The organism is Anseongella ginsenosidimutans (assembly GCF_008033235.1).
Lineage (GTDB): Bacteria > Bacteroidota > Bacteroidia > Sphingobacteriales > Sphingobacteriaceae > Anseongella > Anseongella ginsenosidimutans.
This window is the reverse complement of sequence record NZ_CP042432.1, coordinates 3,700,234-3,718,174: the sequence shown is the minus strand read 5'-3', so window position 1 is coordinate 3,718,174 and position 17,941 is coordinate 3,700,234. Positions and strand designations below refer to the sequence as shown.

Here is a 17,941-nt window from a genome sequence, read left to right as displayed (position 1 = left end):
TGATACGATGCTTAAGTGGTTTTGACCCAGTTCCTTCCGTCGTTTTTCGATTAATATAATTCCCCCCGATGTTTAGACAGTATTTTGTAAAAATAAATAAGCTTCTTTGTTGTAGTTGTGGTGTGGGCTTGTGGTAAACTCAGTTGAGTTTTCCACAAATCCACGCCCTTTTTCTCTTTGCTTCTTTCTCTTTTTAATTTCCACCTTCTTGCTGTTGATAACCCTACCAGACTATGCCACTTGTTTTAGTGCTTGCCCGTAGACGGTCAACGGGACTTGGTCATCCAGGCTCTGATGTCGTCTCTGGGTATTATAATACTCAAAATAGACCTGTAGGCCTCGGTAGCATTCCAGTCCGTCGCTGGCCGGGAACAGGTATACGTGTTTGTACTTGACACTTCTCCACAGGCGTTCTATGAAAATATTGTCAATTGCCCGGCCTTTACCGTCCATACTGAGTTTGATTCCCCGTTCAGGATGGGTAACCCAATCACAGAACTCATAAGCGGTGAACTGGCTTCCCTGATCAGTATTGAGAATCTCCGGACAACCATGCCGGGCGATGGCTCCTTGTAGGGTCTGTTTACACCAATCCGCGCTCATGGCGTTGCTCAGCGACCAGCCTACCACATAGCGACTGTACAGATCAATAATGGCACATAGATACAGGTAGCCGCCCTGCACCGGAATATAGGTGATGTCCATGGCCCACGCCTGATTAGGGCGCACAATTTTGAGCCCCTTCAACAGGTATTTGTATACCCTATGTAAGGCCCCTTTTCCTTTTTTGGAGGTATTGGGCTTAGGGCCTGTGGCCGAGAGTCCCATCAGCCGGTAAAGTCGCTCAATGCGTTTAGGATTGATCTTATAGCCTTTGTCCTTCCTTAGCCAGGTGGTCATGCGAGGAACCCCAAGCCAGGGATGTAACAGGTATTCTTCATCAATCAGGCGCATAAGCTCCAGATTCAGCTCGCTTTCTCCCAAGGGCTTATAATAAAAACTGCTGCGAGGAACCTCAAGAAGCTCGCACTGACGGACAATACTCAACATTCCGGCCTTGTCAATATGTCGCTGACGTTGCTGTTTATCCTGGCTCATGACAAGGCTTTTTTTAAAAAATCAATCTCGACCTTTTGCTGGCCGATCACCTTCAAATAATGCTCTTCCTTCTCCTGGGCCTCGCTTTTGGCATCCTTTACTGGTTTGTCAAAAACGGCGCTGGCATTTTTCAAAAACTGAGTCTTCCAGGTAGTGATCTGCGTGGGATGGATCTCGTACTTGCGACCAAGCTCCTGAATCGTGTAACGCTCGCTCAAGGCCTCCATGACCACCTTGACTTTAAACTCCGAAGTAAACTTTCTCCTACTCATGATACAGTAAATTTAATCAAAATTCTAACTTAACTTACTGTCCGATTTTCGGGGGGAATTATAATGTTTAGATTATTTTTTATATTAGAAGGGAACTAAACTAAATAATTTATCATGGGAAAATTTATTATCAAAACAACCAAGAACGGTGAATTTCATTTTGTTCTCAAGGCTGGTAACGGTGAGCCGATCCTCTCGGGTGAAACGTATTCTTCCAAGTCGGGATGTAAGAATGGGATTGAGTCGGTTCGGAAAAATGCTCCGATTGATGAGCGGTATGAGAAGAAGACGTCTTCAAACGGGAAGTATTATTTTGTTTTAAAGGCAGGAAATCATGAGCCTATTGGAACGAGTGAAATGTATGAGAGTTCCTCGGGACGAGACAAGGGGATTGATTCGGTGAAGCGGAATGCGCCGGAGGCGGAGGTGGTGGAGGAACAACCCGCCTAGTAGGTGCTGAGGCTGCTATGCCTACGTTACGATAAGAGTGCGCTCACGGCGTCCGTTGGAAAAAGGGCCGGTCATTTTCACGACCGGCCCCACATCTACCTATGAAAAACATGCCCTTTGGGTAGGGCAGGAGTAAAGTTACGAAGATCGGCGCAAAGTATCTTGACGTTTAGGTCAGTTCTTTAAAGCCTTAGTCTTAAACTGGGTGAACGATGGATGGGACAGGTAACGAAATTTATTTATATTCGGGGATGTAGTGTAAGCCAGTGAAGTTTAAACTTACTCCCCTTTTTCTTCTCTCCAGCGGCCTCATCTTGTATGGGCTTTACATGCTAATTTTTCATGTTGGTGGCAACGGTTTAGGAGGCCTGGTTCCCTTTTTATTAGGAGGAGCCGGTGCAATTGGGCTCTTTATTTACGCGGTGTTTCGGGTTACCCTGGCTAAGAGGGTCTGGGTGCAGGTGGGCATTGAATCCTTGGTAATTCTGGGGATTTTATATTTCGGCTACAAAAAAGTGGGCTTTTATGAGTTCCGTCTGCCGCATGATTACCGGGGTCATGTGGTGCTGGTATACGGGGTTGATCATGCTCCTGCGCTTAAAACGCCTTTTTATTCGAATAAGATTAAGATGGTTGTGCCGCCGTCGGGCGTTCTGCTTACCTCAAGTTTACCTAATGATAATTATTCCGATCCGGCGGTATTTCTGGACAGTACCTTGGGAGAGATTCAGGATTTGCCGAAGCCGTTTAAGAGACAATCTGCCCCGGTACTTACCGATACGTTACGTTGCGGGAATAGGAAGTATCTCATGGATCAATGGCTCATCAAGGAGGGATCGTACTGGTCGCTGAAAGACGATACCGTATTTGGGCTTGACCGGAAGCTGTTAAGGGCGTGTACGTTGATAAGCGAATAAGGTTGGATTTTGATAAACGTTTTGGCTTTCCGGTTAGCCCAGGCGGTATTGTGGCTGGTCTCCTGTCTGTTCTTTTTTGAGTTTTCCGTCTTTTTCTAGTATAGCCAGGCGCAGGGTCAGGGCTTTGCGCACTTTTTCGGCCGAGGTGGCGGGGTCGCGTTTTGTGATGAATTGGGTGATGCTTTCTTTAGTGCCTGATCCAAGGTTGCTCAGGGCGGTTTGGATCTTTTGATCCCAGCTGCCTTTTTGATTGGGTTCGGTGAGGGAGGAGGAGGTCGAAGGTGCTTTTTTCGCGGCTTTGGCTGATCTTGGATTTTTAGCGGTGGTGGTTTCCGCTTTCGCGGTGTTGGATGGTTGGGTGTTTTTTCCTTTCGTTATGCCGATGGATTTGTTAAAGGGCGCGCGTCGGGTGTATTTTCTTTTTCTTGGTACGTCAGCAATATCTCCATGGCTGTTTAGGGCAGTTAATATGGCTTCAACTTTTTGGAGTTCCTGGGTGAGGCCTTGCTTTTTTTCTTGATAGTGTTGAAGGATTGTTTGGTCGGTGAGTTTTGCCATGATGGAAATTTAAGCGTAATTTTTAATTGTTTCTAAGTTAAAAAAACGCTGGGAAGCATTTTTTTATTGTAGTGGTAGCCTCTGTTGTTAATAGGGGATTGTTAACGCAAAAACTTTCTGGTAAATCAAAAAGTCAGGCAATACTATCAAAAATACCTATTTACTTGCTGTCGACTATGTTTCTAAGACTCGTGATGGTACTCTTAAGTTCCTTTACAAGACTTGAATCGATTTCCCTGTCATCAAGTTCTTGCGCTTTCGTATAGGGGATTAAGACGGTTAACAGTGTTCCCAGGGAAAGGTCAAAATACGTGCGATTGGAGTTTGTTATTTTTTGGCTGTACTCGCATTTCGTTTTCCAATTGGGATCTATTGAATCCATTACTTTTTCAAATTCATTCCATTGATGCTTTTGATATCGGCCGGCATAGTTATCAAAAAAAGCCCGTGTATGGGTGGTCTGGTAGTCTTCTTCAGTTGGCACAAACCAAAAAAGCATGGAATTGAAGTGACTGAATTTCATGTATGGCTCGGCTACTAGTTTATAACCCTTTACGTCATTGGGCCATTGGATGGCGCCGTTGTCAAGTTTAAACAGGTTTCGGCCTTGTGCTTTCGTGTCGCCAGGATAGATGTCAATTTTTAAGTAGTTTTCTCGTCCGTGCTTACAATACCCCACATGGACTTCGTTTGCCCAGCCCCAATTATCAACCGCTATTACCAGACGATAATACTTGCCAGGAATTTCTTTGGTCCTATCCTCTCCAAAAATTTGTGTTTTAAGCTGATCTAGTCGGGAATTAAGATAGGTGTTATTTGGGTCGGCGTCATTTTGGGGGAATGAGATATTTTTCAGAAGCCTTTGGGGGAACCAGTCTGGATGCTTTTTTTCGAGGAATCTTGCAAAATCTCGTGTAAATTGATTTTCGGAGTTTATTTGCTTTTGCAGTGATAACGCATTTAAAAGGGAAATGACAATCTTTTTCCAGTTTAAATCCTTGTAGATAATATCCGCCTCGTCCGGGCAGAAGCTTTTTACCTTTTCCGCCTGGCATTTAAGTTGGGCGGAGCAATCTTCCGGTGTTGTTTTGAATTCAAAGACCAAGCATACGTCATTAATGGTGATGCATAGGTCCGTTTTTGGTTCCTCGGTGGTACGTGCTGCTATACATGAAATATTGGATGTGTCTAATTCGCGCGCGCAGCAAGCAATTGCCACTATGTGCGTGAATCCGGTAAGCTCTGCTGGCCGTTTCTGAAGATCTATTTCAATCGAATAGGCGGGATTGTCCGTGTTGAACAATGAATTGTACAGGTGCTGGTCCAATACCTGCCGGAGAATATGGTCTAGTAGAACGGTGTCGTATTTTATGCACAAGGCAAATGCCCGGGACAAATTGTTCTCATCATATTCATTACCGTTGTTATTGAAAAATTCAAAAATGTTTAAATGTCTATCCATATCATTAGTTTATGTGTTCAACTACGCGGGCTTGTTTATGACGGAATGAACCCCGCGGGAGTACAATTAGGATTACTTACGGTTCGCACAAGAGATATTGGTCCATGGCTTAATTCGGTGTTATACGGCTTGCGCTAATGTAAGAACTATTAATTTTTTAAATCGGCGTTAAGTGGAACGTTTTTGAGTGGGCCGGTGTGGGCAATTATGTGAAATTGCCAGTTACGAGCGATATAATTTTGTGGCGGACTATTGGGTAACTCAGGGCGATGCCTTCACGCTGGTTTTACAGGATACGATGAGTTCCGTATTAGGTGCACCTGATACGGTGTAGGTTGCGTTTAATTGATGCTCGTCCTTTTTTGAGTTTAATGGTGATTGGCTGGCTTAGATCTCGGCCTGGTTAGGGTTTCTTTTCACCCAAACGGTCGTTTTACCCGCCGACCATCCGCGGTCAAAGCAGTATTTCCATAGTTCCCCGTTTTCTATGAGCACACTGGTGTAAAATTTTTCGTTCAGTCCGAGTTCCTGGAATTGTTTACTGTTCATGAAAGACGCTGCATTTGGATCTGGTTCAAGATCGAAATTGGTGAGAAGGATCTGGTAGTTGTTTTTGATGATGCGGATGATTTCTGCGATGGTTTCCGGTGCTTCCAAGGCTCGCTTCTTTCGTTTTTTGCGGTTGAAATTGTTCCGACAGTCGTCGTTACAGAATCGCTTGTCGGTGCGACCCTTGATCGTCTTGCCGCAATGCTCGCAGTGCTTGGGGGTGTGTGCTGCGTTTTCCATACATTAAATATCGCGTAAATAGTTGAAAGATCGGGTATTGGATCCCAAGATCGGATAAATCTTTCGTGATCGGATGCCGCCCTTTTGCATCGGGTAATGTCAATTTGCTCCGACTAACTCCGGGATTTCGGGGGAGTTTTGTACTCAAACCAATTTTATAACAAGATGAAAAATATCATTTTAGTCAGTGAGTATTTCTCTTCCGGGAGGCGGCATTATTTTCTGGATTTTAAGCGGGCCTCAAATGGAAGCGTCTATCTTAAGATTGCTCGTAGTGATGAGAAAGGGGACGGAACGTATGAGCGGCGAGACCTGGTGGTTTTTGAGGAGGATCTTGAATGCCTTATTCAGGCGTTTTCGTATCTCTTTTATGCTGCGTCCTATCATCAGGAAGGAGAGGTACGGGTGGTGGATCTGAAAAGAAAGCGGGAGGCGCAAGGTAGCGGGATCAAAGATTGGGATGAACAGGATCGTCCCCGGGAGAAAATGCTTGAAAATGGAGCGGTTTCCATGAGTGATGCGGACCTGTTGGCGATGTTGATCGGTTCGGGTACGCCGAAGGAATCGGCGGTGGGTCTGGCCGGGCGCATTCTGGAAGATGTGGATTTCAACCTGGAGCGGCTTCGCCGGATGTCCTATCAGGAGCTGTGTGCGTTTCCGGGGATGGGGATGGCTAAGTCCTGTACGATCCTGGCCGCACTGGAGCTGGGCAGGCGACTCGCCACGGATCTGTTTTGATCAGTTACTGTTTTCTATTCCTTAGCGTTGTTTTTGTGTTGAATGAACCTATCGCCGGATGGGCGGGTGCTACGCGCGCTGTAAACGCGGGCACCTGCCTAAAGGCGGTCGGTAGAACGCGGCTACGATTTCAGGTGCCGCTACCAAAACTTGTCTTTCTCCATAAGCCAATAGCTTTCTGTTAAAACGCCCTCTCAGCCTTTTTGGGGCGCAAATTTCTAAACCGCCTGCCACACGGCAAGGCCGGGGCCCTTCGGGTTTTTGAAAAAAAATCTCCAGCCCTTCGCCTGCGGCTACGGGTCGTATTTTTTTTCAAAAAGCCTTGCCTTAGTGCCGGGCAGTATTAGGTGAGCTGCTTATCAAAAAGCCAGGGAGGCCCTGCGCCGACCGGAATTTTTGAGGTATTCAAATTTTAAAGCAGCAGGAACATGGAAACAGGCAGCAGGGCTCCCCCGGTTCGGGACGCATTCTAAAGAGGGAACGATAACAAGTAATCATTTGTCAATTTTTAACATTCAAATTCAATTCATCATGAAAACGACGATTGTAGAAGGCGGAAAAAAACGGGGTGCTGATAATGGAGCAGTCGCAGGTAATGGGAAAATGAGCGGTGGCACTGGTAAGGTAAACGGTATGCCGGTAAGTACTGCCTTTTACCAGGAAGGTAAGAAGGAGGAATCTGCGAGAACGGACGGGGCGGTTCCGGCGGAGGGAGCTGCGAAGGCTGAATCGAAGGTGCCACTGAAACAGGGGCGGCCTGTCCTTAATCTGGAAAGCACCATTCAGTTGGTGGAGGAACTCCACCGCAGGAAACGGCAGTGGGATCGCTTGATTCAAACAATTGACAATCTGGCGGCCTTTGAGGTAGCTCAATTGGACGATGCCGAGGAAAAAGGGGATAATCCCTATCAAAATAGCGTGCTGGTGATCGAGGACGATGAGCGCCGGAGGTTTGACACGAAAAACCGTGTGATCATTCAGGCGGTGGCGGAATTTATCCGTTTATTATGCGCAGAGCGCTTAGCGGATATTGAAGCGGAAATCGTAATTCCTGCCCGTTAGTCCAGAGAAAACGCCCTCCTGTCTATACATAGGTGGGAGGCGTTTCTATTGTAATCTTTATTCATTCCAATCAGTTAAAAACCAAGTAGTATGTCACACCAAATTCATTATAACGAGCAATCAGGAAAGCACAGTTTTTTTTCGGTGAAAGAAAAAGCCTGGCATGGGTTAGGGCAGATTGTAGAGGAGTACCCGACCAGCGCGGAGGCCGTCCGGCACGCCGGGTTAGATTATGTGGTTGAAAAGCGGCCGCTGTATACCTATGATACGGATAATTTCCGCGGGGAAAGCGAAACCGGTAGGCTTATCCCGGAAATTGAAGTGCCGGATTTCTTTGCGACCGTGCGCAGCGATACCGATCAGGTTTTGGGGGTAGTTGGCAGAGACTACCAGATTGTGCAGAACACGGAGGCGTTTAGTTTTTTTGACGCGATTGTTGGCGGCACAGACGGAATTTTATACGAGACGGCGGGCGCACTTGGGAAAGGGGAGCGGGTCTTTATTACGGCGAAGTTGCCGGAATTTATCCGGGTGGGAAAGGAGGATTTAATAGAGCAATATTTGTTTCTCACGACTTCCCATGATGGATACGGCAGTATTACGGCGGCCTTTACCCCGGTGCGGATCGTTTGCAACAATACGCTGAATGCGGCTTTGAAAAATCATAGCAACTGCGTTAAAATACGGCATACGGCCAGCGCGCGGGATCGTTTGAAACAGGCGCATGCGCTGTTAGGAATTACGAACCAATTAGCGGGAGAATTGGAGGAAGTGTTTAACCATTGGGCCACCGTCCGGATCAGTGATCAGGCGGTAAAACGGTTGGTTCAGGTGGCAATGGCTCCAAATAGGGAAGTATTGCACAACCTGCAAACCGGTGAGCAAAACGCGCTATCCACGCAGTATAAAAACATGGTTAGCAGCGTAGTGGAATACGCTTTGACCAGTCCTTCCCAGCAGGAAGTAACCACTAAGGGCACTTTGTTTGGCGCATACAACGCCGTGACCGGCTATTTTCAAAACGTCCGCAATTACAAGGACGAGGAAGCACGGTTTAAAAGCATCCTGTTTGGTACAGGGTTGCAGCGGGGACAAACTGCGTTTAACCTGTGCCGGGAATTTGCCAGCCATGGAACAGACGTATTTAGCTTGAATTAATTAACCGGAGCCAGCACGTTTCCGGGCTGGCTCCTAATTTTTTTACTCATGAAAAAAGAATCACCTTATAATGAAGCCCAGTTACTGGGTATCTGGGAACAAATCGGTCAGCGCAATTATTGGATACGCCAGGCCATTGATCCCCCATTTGACAAAACACAATTAATAAAATGTGATACCTTGGAAGATTTGCAGTTGTCACTACAACAAACTGCCTGGTGCCTGGGACAAGGATTTTATTATCAGCAGCTTTGTTTTATCAATCAAATCAGCGGAGGGGACGAGTGGCTAACGATCAAAGATGATTATGCCTTTGAAAGTATTTCCTTTGCGCGTGTGATCGAGGCCGGAAAATTTGAAGGACTTATTGAACGTCTGCTAAAAGCCTCCAAAAACCAGTGTTTAAGGCTTCACTATTAGCGCATTAAAAAAGCAACCAGCAGTGAAAAGGAGGCTTAGAAGCTTCCGACGCTCTAAGGCTCCTTTTTTATCTCGGCATCTATTTTGAAGCCGGAGAGCATAGAAAATGGCCCCATTGCCATTTCAGGCGCGTTTTTATGCGCTTTTTAGGTGCCGGCCTTCAACGAAAGCAATTTGATAGCCTAAGACCTGACTAAATCGATCTAATTTTCCCTGTTTCTTCTATCTTCATAGCAATCTTTTTATAAAAATACTATATTTGGTATAGCAAGCCTGAACTACACCAGAATTTCGGAATGATTCTTTATACGGAATACGGAAAGGTACCTGAGTCAATGTGTTAAAGATTGGATGAAATTATAAACGTTAAAATTTTAAAGTCATGGCAAAGAGAAAAACGTATCACGTCACCAAAACAGAAGAAGGCTGGCAAGGTATGCTTGAGAACGGAAAGCGAGCTTCAGTCACAGGGAATACCAAAGAAGAAACACTTGGTAAGACCATAGACTTGGCAAAGAAACAAGGGAATTCCTCGATAATCGTGCACAAGCAGGATGGCAAAATCCAGGAGGAGCGGACTTATGGAAACGACCCGTATCCCCCTAAAGGATAAACGTTACATGGAGAAAGATTTACTTAACGACCCGGATCTCTTTTGGAAAAATTTTCGATTAGGAACGGAATTACAAATTTCGGATTCCTTTATTTACAATTCCATATTCGTTTTGGAGAATATGGAGTCGCTCTATTATGAACACGAGTGTTTTGAGTTCCTGTATCATATATCTGTCGGAGTTGAACGACTTCAAAAGATTGCCCTAATTTTGATAGAACATGATGGTACAGCTTCGGTTGAGGATTTTGAAAAGTCATTAATTACACATAGTCATTTGGAATTATGGCGAAGAATTAAAGAAAAGAGGGAAGTAAAAACCAGTAAGCAGTTAAACAGATTTCTCGCTTTATTGGATAAATTTTACAAATCTACCAGATACGATAGATATAATCTTTCCTCGGTTTACCGCCCACCCCAAGATAAAGGGCAACTTACGGAATTCATATCCGAAGAACTTGGGATTAAGATACAAAATGAGGCGTTTTTTCCAACTCCAAATTCCGATCGAATCAAGAATTTATTTGCGCGAGTCATTGGTAAATTGGTTGATCAATTATACCAAATAGTTCGGCAAGAAGCCGGTCGACTTAACATCTATACTTATGAAATAGCCCATAATTCAAAGGCGTATAAAATCTTTATTGCAAAGGAATTTACATTTGAAAAGGAAAAGCTTATGCAGCGGGAGGTCTGCGCTTTTCTCCTTAAAAGTGAATTTTCTGGGGAGTTCGGAGAATACATCAACTCACTGGAGCCATTAGAGTTTGAGCAGCTAGGTTCGAATAAATACTTTGAGAGCATTTTTAACATTCACAAGGATCGAGACGCCATAGACGAGATGATTTATCTCTATGAGGAAACTGAAACAGAGCCTGAGCGAGTTCAGCAGTTCATGGCATTAGGATCAGATATAAATTTCGACGAATTAGATGATTATGAGGATTGACGGATGATTACATTCCGTTCAAAAACGAGATACCAGCGTAATAGAAAAGATTTGTTTTAAGATGCCCCTGAAAGGATATAGCTTAATAGTATCAACCGAGCTAGTCTTCTTATGTGATAGTTGCGGGCTCTTTTTAATAAATGGTCGCAAACTATTGCAAGCCTTTTTTACACGGATTGAAAACGTGAGAGTGACTGCTATAGCAAAGGGCGGGCAGGTGATGAGGATTATGTTCCGTCATTTTGACCAAACCTGATCCTTGGGTGATATCTATAACGATTATGAAATTAATCACAAAGATTAAACTCCAGAATTTTAAAAGGTTTGAGGCCTTTGAAACTCAGTTTAATCCACAACTGAATGTCCTCATTGGAGACAACGAAGCTGGCAAGAGCAGCATTCTGACGGCTATTGATCTTGTTTTGAGTGGCAGCCGGAGCAAAGTCGAAACGTTGGGGCTGGATAGCCTGTTCAACGTCGCGGCCATCGATAATTTTTTATCTGGGAGAAGGGGCTATGCAGACCTACCCGTTCTATATATTGAACTGTATTTGACCGACCAAAGTAACGAAGATCTGAATGGAAAGGTCAATTCCGAGGGGGCCTCCTATGATGGATTACGATTGGTCTGTTCTCCATTGGAGGATTACAGCAAGCACATTAAAGACATTTTAGCTCAAAACAATACCATATTTCCGTTTGAGTTTTATTCTATATCATTCAAAACATTCTCCGGTGAAAACTATTCGGGGTTTAGAAAATACCTAAGCCATATCCTTCTCGATAATACCCAAATAAATAATGAATATGCCACACGGTCTTATATAAAAGCGCTTTATAATTCCTCCGTAGAAGAGACCGAGAAGTACAAGCATCACAATGAATACAGGAAGCACAAAGAGAATTTCAAAAACACTGTTCTAAAGGAAATGAATGACAAACAATCTACTTATCAGTTTTCGATACGTACGAGTACGAAAGCAAATCTTGAAACGGACTTAACGATAACGGAAGGCGGTATTGATATAGATCGCAAAGGAAAAGGTAATCAATGCTTTATCAAGACCGCTTTTGCATTGAAAAACAAAGCAGGCAGCTTGGATGCAGTTTTATTGGAGGAGCCTGAAAACCATCTGAGCCATGTCAATATGAAAAAATTGATTGCGAAGATTGATGAATCGGAAAGCAAACAATTATTCATTGCTACACATAGCAGCCTGATATGTAGCAGATTGGATTTAAGGAAAGCCATTCTGCTAAATAGTAATGATACTCGTTCTATAGGGCTGAATGCATTACCGGAAGATACCGCCAAGTTCTTCATGAAAGCACCTGATCACAATATACTGGAGTTTATCCTTTCCCAAAAGGTTATCCTGGTTGAAGGTGACGCAGAGTTCATACTCATGGAAGCGCTATATATCAATGTCACCAGTAAGAAACCTTATGAGGACGGTGTACATATTATTTCGGTTGATGGGACCAGCTTTAAAAGATATTTGGACATAGCGAGGTTACTTAAAATCAAGACAGCCGTCATAAGAGACAATGACCACGACTTCCAAAGTAACTGCCTCGAAAGGTATTCAGAATATACCGATGATTTGATCAATGTTTTTTACGAGAATTGCAATGACAGATACACTTTTGAAGTATCGGTTTATCAGGACAATCAAACAATCTGCGACCAAATATTCGTTCAAAAACGTAGATCTCTGTCGGTACAGGACTATATGCTTAAAAACAAAGCAGACTGCGCATTTGAATTGCTAAATACCAGGGCAGAACAGATAGCGACACCGGATTACATACGAAACGCTTTTACGTGGATAAAAGAATAATTTTTTCGGTTGCTGGGTCAGGGAAAACCTTTCTTATTATCAGCGAGCTGGACCTTAACCACCGGGCTCTTATAATAACCTATACAATTAACAATATAAGGAACTTGGAAAAACGCATCCAGGAGAAATTCGGCTATATGCCGAAAAATATAAAGGTGGTATCCTATTTTACGTTTCTCCACAATTTTTGCTACAGGCCTTTGCTATCCCACAAAGTGAAGTCGAAGGGGTTACATTGGGATATACCACCTCAATACACAAGAACATTTCGACGGGACAATAAAAATTATTACCTATCTAAAGGCCAGCGCCTTTACCACAACAGATTATCGAAATTACTGGAAGTAGAGAATATTTTGGACGAGGTAAATGCCCGCTTGGAAAAATATTACGATTGTCTCTACATAGACGAAGTACAAGACTTTGGTGGCCATGATTTCGATTTCCTTAAAAGCATCAGTAAGGCCAATCTTACAATGCTTTTCGTCGGAGATTTCTTTCAGCACACCTTTGATACAAGCCGGGATAGTAATACAAACGCTACCTTACATGATGACTATGATCGGTATCAGGCGGAATTTAAAAAGATGGGGCTTGTTCCGGACGCACAATCATTGAGCAAAACTTTCCGGTGTAGCCCGACGGTTTGTGATTTTATCAGGGAGAAACTAAAAATAGAAATCCATTCCCACAAGACGGAACCTTCAACAGTTGAGGTCATCAGTGACACGTCCACGGCAGCAACGATTTTTCATAATAGTGAGATAGTCAAAATCTTCTATCAAGAGCATTATAAATATGCCTGCCATTCAAGAAACTGGGGCGAATGCAAGGGGGAAGATGCCTTTGTTGATATATGTGTCGTGCTTAACAAAGGCACATTTAAAAAATACAGTTCCAATAAATTACACGAACTTTCCCCAAGAACTAAAAACAAACTGTATGTGGCTTGCTCAAGGGCAGGAAACCACCTGTATTTTGTCGATGAGAGCCTACTGAAATGTTTTAAAAGATAGTCCTTCCCTGCTTCACCCAGAATTGCGGCAGTAGAACAAGTATCGTGTAGCGCAAAAATTTATGTTACATATAAACGATAAACGCACTCAAATAGGGCGAATAGATTTTTATAGCTCCAAATCCGCGATTAGACGCAAATCAGACAAGAAATAGTTCGAAGTTTGTAACTTAGGGACGACAAATGAAAAGAAGCCCCGGCGAAAACCGGGGTTTTTTGCGTTTGGAGCGGCTGCCGAGCTTGCTCGAGCAGGCGCGAAAGGCGCAAAAACAGGACGCGCCGCAGGCGTGGCCGGGCTTTTATTCATTTAGTCACCCCCCCAAACCGGGATCAGCGAAGCAAGAAGAGCCGGCGACCAGCCGGCGGCTTGCGCAGCTAATCCCGCCACCCCCGACCTGATGGGGGAGCATCTAAAACATCGTTGGGCCGCTCCAAAAAGAGCGTTCCTTTTTCTTTAAGTGCCAGCAGGATATATTCGAACACTGTGGTTTCGTATGTGTATTTCATGTGGTTGGCTGATTTGAAATCATTTTTCACATATTTTAATCAGTTTTCATAACTTTGGCAAATAAAAATTCAGGAGTTGATATGAAAAATATATGCTTTTCATCGCTTGTAACTGTTTTTCAGGAACGGATAACACCGGAAGAGGGATATTTGGTGGGATATGCAGGAATACTGTATGCGTATGATTTGCGAGTTCCGGTACCGGATATGCTATCAATTATAAGCCATAAACATAAGCATTATAAAACTACCGAATGGAGGGTATTTACACCCAGGTATAGGCCGGATGATACGTTGATAGGACATCTTACCTTCGCACTCAAATATGAGGGTATAGAACTGTGTCTGCTTAAGAAATTGTTTGAAAAACTGGACGCAGCGGAACTGGCCCGATTGATTGTTGAGGAACCGACCGGACAATACCGCAGAAAAATATGGTTCTTGTACGAATGGCTTATGGATGCACGATTGAATCTACCTGATATGACCGCGGGAAATTATATCGACCTGGTTGATACCAGTATTCAATACGGATCTACAAGTTCGGTTGAAAAATCCAAAAGACAACGCATACGAAATAATCTACCGGGAGCAAGGGAATTCTGTCCCATGATAAGAAAAACTGACCTATTGGATCAATATATAGCGCTTGGTTTGTCAAAAGAGATAAAAGACATGATAGGCGGTATCCATCCCGATGTAATGGCCAGAACTGCTGCTTTTTTATTATTGAAAGATTCAAAAGCATCTTATGCCATAGAGGGCGAAAGGCCTCCTCAAAATCGGGCACAACGTTGGGGACGTGCCATAGGGCAGGCTGGGCAAAGGCCTATCGCAAAAGCAGAATTGATACGATTGCAGCAAATCGTAATAGCCAATCCAAGGTTTACCAAAATGGGATTTCGGCAACAAGAAGGGTTCATTGGTGAACATGACCGACGTTATGGTACACCCATACCAGATCATATCTCCGCAAGGTGGAAAGATTTGGAATTGTTGATAGATGGGTTGATAGAAACAGGTCAGAAACTGGAAGTTGAGCATGACTTTGATGCGGTGTTGGCCGCAGCCATGATAGCTTTTGGATTTGTCTTTATCCACCCTTTTGTAGATGGAAATGGGAGGATACACCGCTATTTGATTCACCATGTGCTATTAAGAAAAGAATATGTTGCTAAGGAAATGATCTTCCCTGTGTCGGCTATTATTTTGGAACGACTTGATGAATACCGGAAAATACTGGAAGAATTTTCGATGCCTCGTCTAAATCTTATCGACTGGAAACTTGACGAAAGTAATAATGTAGAGGTGCTGAATGAAACCATAGATCTGTATCGTTACTTCGATGCAACTAAGCAAGCTGAGTTTCTATATAGCTGTGTCCAACAGACAATAGAACAAACTATCCCTGACGAAGTAGATTATCTGGAAAAATACGACCGGCTGAAGGATTACCTGGACAATTATTTTGAAATGCCGGATAAGACGGTAGCGCTGTTAATTCGTTTTTTGGAGCAAGGGCGCGGCAAGCTGTCCGAACGGGCCAAAAGCAAGGAATTCGGGGCTCTTACTCCCGATGAGGTAACGCGTATTGAAGAAAAGTATTCGGAAATATTTGAAGCGGAGTGATATCATTCAATGTTATCTTTATCAGATTTATATTCATGCACAGTACTTGCTTGAAACAAGATAGTTCGTTGCAACCGAATATGCAATGATTAAAGAAGACAAAGCGTACAGATTATGTATAAGGCAAAAGTAAAAAGCAGAAAAGAGGGCACATTACTCAATATTGCTAACGGGCATTACCGGATCATTATCTCGGGAAAAGAAACTGAGGGTAGGTATGCCATTATTGAGATGAATGTTCCTCCGGGCGCCGGTCCGCCTCCTCATGCGCATATAAATACAGAAGAATTGTTTTATGTAGCTGAGGGCAGCGTTGACTTCTATACGGAAGATGGTACACAAACCGCAAAGATGGGCGATTTAATCCGTGTACCGAAAAACGGTGGAGTTCATGCTTTTAAAAATATCTCAGATAAGCCTGCAGTACTTATTTGCACGGTTTATCCGTCTGGCTTTGATGAAATGTTCGAGCGGGTAAGCCAAACGCCGGAGCATGCAAAACACATCGGAGAACAATTCGGGAATGTATTTTATCCGCTAGACTATTTTACAGTCTAATATTGTTTATTGCATTGAAAGGTGGCGGTTTGCACGGACCAGAAAGAGAACATTTTCAACGGCTGTGGAGTTGATGCTACAAAAGTGGCTTTCGGCGCGCACTCAAAAGACGCTAAAAATATCCTACAGGAAAAGCAGCTGGGCATTCAAGTCATTCCTTTTGCGTGCGCCCGGGTAATTGTAATAGCCGGTAAACTTATTGCAGTGCTTTTGAAATCATTAATCATGTTGCATTATGGGCACTGAAAACTTGCATAACAGGGAAGCCACCAAGAAACTAAAGGAACTTGTGGACAAAATCGACATTGGAATCCTATGTACTTTTGTTCCTGAAAGTGTTTACCCGCACGCCGTTCCCATGAGCCGGCAGGAAGTTGACGAGCAGGGAAATATCTGGTACCTGTTTTCTACCGAGAGTGAAACCTATACCAACCTGGAGCGGAACAGTAAAATAAGCGTTCTGTTCTCTCATGTCGGCGATTATAATTTTTTAAGCGTCAATGGAATAGCTGAAATATCCCGGGATGGAGAACGTGTTGACAAGTATTGGAATAAAATGATGGAGAGCTGGTTCGAAAAAGGAAAAGACGATCCCCGGATCAGGATTCTTAAAGTTGTTCCGCAGGAAGCGCATTATTGGGACAACAAGTCCAATAAACTTATAACTCTCTTAAAAATGGCGGCAAACGCCGTTTCCGGATCGAAAATGAGCCTCGGCCGGGACGGTGAGCTGAATTTGTAGCGGCTTTTAAGGAAATTCTACTTTTGAGTCGTTGAGGAAGGCTTACTAAATGATTTTTGTGAATAGTACTATAGTTAACAGCTAAGGCCTGTCATCTTTATCGCTCTTTTTTGGGTGCCAGTTTGATATCCACCGTAAATACTGTTTCATTTAAGGCTAACAATAGGTTTTGACCTCTTTTTTCTGACAAAATCTTTCTTAGAAGATGTTTCGTATATTGGTTTCGCACTTCGAGATTCAGTTGATGTATGACAACGAAAACGACAAAAAATATTTAAGACAATACAAGCGGCTTAAAGCAGCGAAACTTAAAAAAATAATGAAAACCAAACCGCTACCAAAGTCAATAAAACTTGATATGAAACTCTCTTCAAAAGCTGAAAGCATCTTGGCTCAAATCAATACTAAAACTAAGTTAGGGGACTTACGGAAAATCGCTAAAGATATCAAGAAAGACCATGAACTGGCTTTGGAACTATGGTCAACCGGGAGGTTTTTGCCCAGGCAATTGGCCATCTTGATTATGGACAGCAAGGCTCTTTCCCAGGATTTGATTGATAAGCTTGATAAAGACATGCAAACTCATCCATTTGGTGAGCGAAACCAGCTAATTGACTGGCTAATGGCCAATCAGCTTACTAAGGACAAAAAGACAATTACATTAATTCAATCTTGGAAAAATAGTCCTTCTTCCCTTCAAAGGCGCACTTATTGGTACTATCAGGCAAGATTAAGATGGACAGGCCAGACGCCCCCCGAAAATACGCCCGACTTACTTTCAGCAATGGAGACCGGGATTGCCATGGAAGAGCCTGAAGTTCAATGGGCCATGAATTTTACTGCAGGCTGGATTGGAGTTTATGAAAAGAAGTATCGAAACCGGTGTGTCGCTCTTGGCGAGAAAACAGGTCTTTATAAAGATGAAATGGTATCAAGAGGGTGTACTCCCAATTATTTGCCAGCGTTCATTGCGATGGAAAGTAACAAACGAAATTTATAGCTTGCGAGGGTATGCGGTCAATGCGCCTAAAAGCCATCCTCAAGTTACTTTAAGGGGAACACACTAAGGATACACTTCTTTGACCGCGAGCAAGAGATTCGTCAGCTGCTTCTCCTTTCAGCAGAGTTACTGCAATTTATAATTTTCTGTCTAACCAGTGTAT

General features: G+C 43.6%; 19 protein-coding genes. 14 read left to right on the top strand and 5 right to left on the bottom strand.

Features of this window, described 5'->3' with window-relative positions:
* Positions 1 to 231 precede the first annotated feature (231 nt).
* Together FRZ59_RS15605 and FRZ59_RS15600 are read right to left on the bottom strand one after the other, a co-directional pair.
* Positions 232 to 1,098 carry an IS3 family transposase gene (locus FRZ59_RS15605; RefSeq protein WP_147698340.1) on the bottom strand — a complete coding sequence of 289 codons (867 nt, stop codon included), beginning with the start codon at positions 1,096 to 1,098 and terminating at the stop codon, positions 232 to 234.
* Positions 1,095 to 1,370, bottom strand: coding sequence for a transposase (locus FRZ59_RS15600; protein ID WP_132130832.1), 276 nt, complete (start codon positions 1,368 to 1,370; stop codon positions 1,095 to 1,097). Before FRZ59_RS15600 ends, FRZ59_RS15605 begins: the two co-directional genes overlap by 4 nt.
* 114 nt (positions 1,371 to 1,484) lie before the next feature.
* Between FRZ59_RS15600 and FRZ59_RS15595 the strand changes: the two genes are divergently transcribed.
* Together FRZ59_RS15595 and FRZ59_RS15590 are read left to right on the top strand one after the other, a co-directional pair.
* Positions 1,485 to 1,820 (top strand): YegP family protein, encoded by a 336-nt coding sequence (locus tag FRZ59_RS15595; RefSeq protein WP_132130775.1) that lies wholly within the window; start codon positions 1,485 to 1,487, stop codon positions 1,818 to 1,820.
* Positions 1,821 to 2,086: 266 nt separating this feature from the next.
* Entirely contained in the window at positions 2,087 to 2,737 is a 651-nt protein-coding gene (locus tag FRZ59_RS15590) for a hypothetical protein (protein WP_132130774.1), read from the top strand.
* Between the two features lie 33 nt (positions 2,738 to 2,770).
* On the opposite strand, the gene FRZ59_RS15585 is transcribed toward FRZ59_RS15590, so the two are convergent.
* The 3 genes from FRZ59_RS15585 to FRZ59_RS15575 all read right to left on the bottom strand — a co-directional run bounded on the left by FRZ59_RS15585 (position 2,771) and on the right by FRZ59_RS15575 (position 5,546).
* Complete coding sequence (locus FRZ59_RS15585) at positions 2,771 to 3,295, bottom strand: hypothetical protein (RefSeq protein WP_132130773.1); 525 nt, start codon at positions 3,293 to 3,295, stop codon at positions 2,771 to 2,773.
* A gap of 160 nt (positions 3,296 to 3,455) precedes the next feature.
* The gene (locus FRZ59_RS15580) at positions 3,456 to 4,757 is read right to left on the bottom strand and encodes a hypothetical protein (RefSeq protein ID WP_132130772.1); all 1,302 of its coding nucleotides are present in this window, start codon (positions 4,755 to 4,757) and stop codon (positions 3,456 to 3,458) included.
* A gap of 387 nt (positions 4,758 to 5,144) precedes the next feature.
* Positions 5,145 to 5,546 carry a DUF2116 family Zn-ribbon domain-containing protein gene (locus tag FRZ59_RS15575; protein WP_132130771.1) on the bottom strand — a complete coding sequence of 134 codons (402 nt, stop codon included), beginning with the start codon at positions 5,544 to 5,546 and terminating at the stop codon, positions 5,145 to 5,147.
* A gap of 165 nt (positions 5,547 to 5,711) precedes the next feature.
* Here FRZ59_RS15575 and FRZ59_RS15570 point away from each other — a divergent pair, with 165 nt between their 5' ends.
* The 12 genes from FRZ59_RS15570 to FRZ59_RS15515 all read left to right on the top strand — a co-directional run bounded on the left by FRZ59_RS15570 (position 5,712) and on the right by FRZ59_RS15515 (position 17,778).
* On the top strand, positions 5,712 to 6,284 hold the full coding sequence (locus tag FRZ59_RS15570; RefSeq protein ID WP_132130770.1) for a UPF0758 domain-containing protein: 573 nt from the start codon (positions 5,712 to 5,714) through the stop codon (positions 6,282 to 6,284).
* Positions 6,285 to 6,815: 531 nt separating this feature from the next.
* On the top strand, positions 6,816 to 7,346 hold the full coding sequence (locus FRZ59_RS15565) for a hypothetical protein (protein ID WP_132130769.1): 531 nt from the start codon (positions 6,816 to 6,818) through the stop codon (positions 7,344 to 7,346).
* A 90-nt stretch (positions 7,347 to 7,436) separates the two neighbouring features.
* A complete protein-coding gene (locus FRZ59_RS15560) occupies positions 7,437 to 8,504 on the top strand; it encodes a DUF932 domain-containing protein (protein WP_132130768.1) in 1,068 nt (355 codons plus the stop codon).
* 48 nt (positions 8,505 to 8,552) lie between these two features.
* Positions 8,553 to 8,924 carry a hypothetical protein gene (locus tag FRZ59_RS15555; protein ID WP_132130767.1) on the top strand — a complete coding sequence of 124 codons (372 nt, stop codon included), beginning with the start codon at positions 8,553 to 8,555 and terminating at the stop codon, positions 8,922 to 8,924.
* A 382-nt stretch (positions 8,925 to 9,306) separates the two neighbouring features.
* Complete coding sequence (locus FRZ59_RS15550; RefSeq protein WP_132130766.1) at positions 9,307 to 9,537, top strand: DUF2188 domain-containing protein; 231 nt, start codon at positions 9,307 to 9,309, stop codon at positions 9,535 to 9,537.
* Between the two features lie 7 nt (positions 9,538 to 9,544).
* Positions 9,545 to 10,486: a hypothetical protein gene (locus FRZ59_RS15545; protein ID WP_132130765.1), complete on the top strand. Its 942-nt coding sequence runs from the start codon at positions 9,545 to 9,547 to the stop codon at positions 10,484 to 10,486.
* Between the two features lie 281 nt (positions 10,487 to 10,767).
* A complete protein-coding gene (locus FRZ59_RS15540; protein ID WP_132130764.1) occupies positions 10,768 to 12,327 on the top strand; it encodes an ATP-dependent nuclease in 1,560 nt (519 codons plus the stop codon).
* A complete protein-coding gene (locus FRZ59_RS15535) occupies positions 12,312 to 13,343 on the top strand; it encodes a DEAD/DEAH box helicase (RefSeq protein WP_132130763.1) in 1,032 nt (343 codons plus the stop codon). The genes FRZ59_RS15540 and FRZ59_RS15535 overlap by 16 nt, the downstream gene beginning before the upstream one ends.
* Before the next feature lie 560 nt (positions 13,344 to 13,903).
* Entirely contained in the window at positions 13,904 to 15,478 is a 1,575-nt protein-coding gene (locus FRZ59_RS15530) for a Fic family protein (RefSeq protein ID WP_207910367.1), read from the top strand.
* Positions 15,479 to 15,592: 114 nt separating this feature from the next.
* Positions 15,593 to 16,036 (top strand): cupin domain-containing protein, encoded by a 444-nt coding sequence (locus FRZ59_RS15525; RefSeq protein ID WP_132130762.1) that lies wholly within the window; start codon positions 15,593 to 15,595, stop codon positions 16,034 to 16,036.
* 235 nt (positions 16,037 to 16,271) lie between these two features.
* A complete protein-coding gene (locus FRZ59_RS15520; protein WP_132130761.1) occupies positions 16,272 to 16,778 on the top strand; it encodes a pyridoxamine 5'-phosphate oxidase family protein in 507 nt (168 codons plus the stop codon).
* Positions 16,779 to 16,983: 205 nt separating this feature from the next.
* Positions 16,984 to 17,778, top strand: coding sequence for a DNA alkylation repair protein (locus FRZ59_RS15515; protein WP_225975085.1), 795 nt, complete (start codon positions 16,984 to 16,986; stop codon positions 17,776 to 17,778).
* Positions 17,779 to 17,941: the final 163 nt, after the last annotated feature.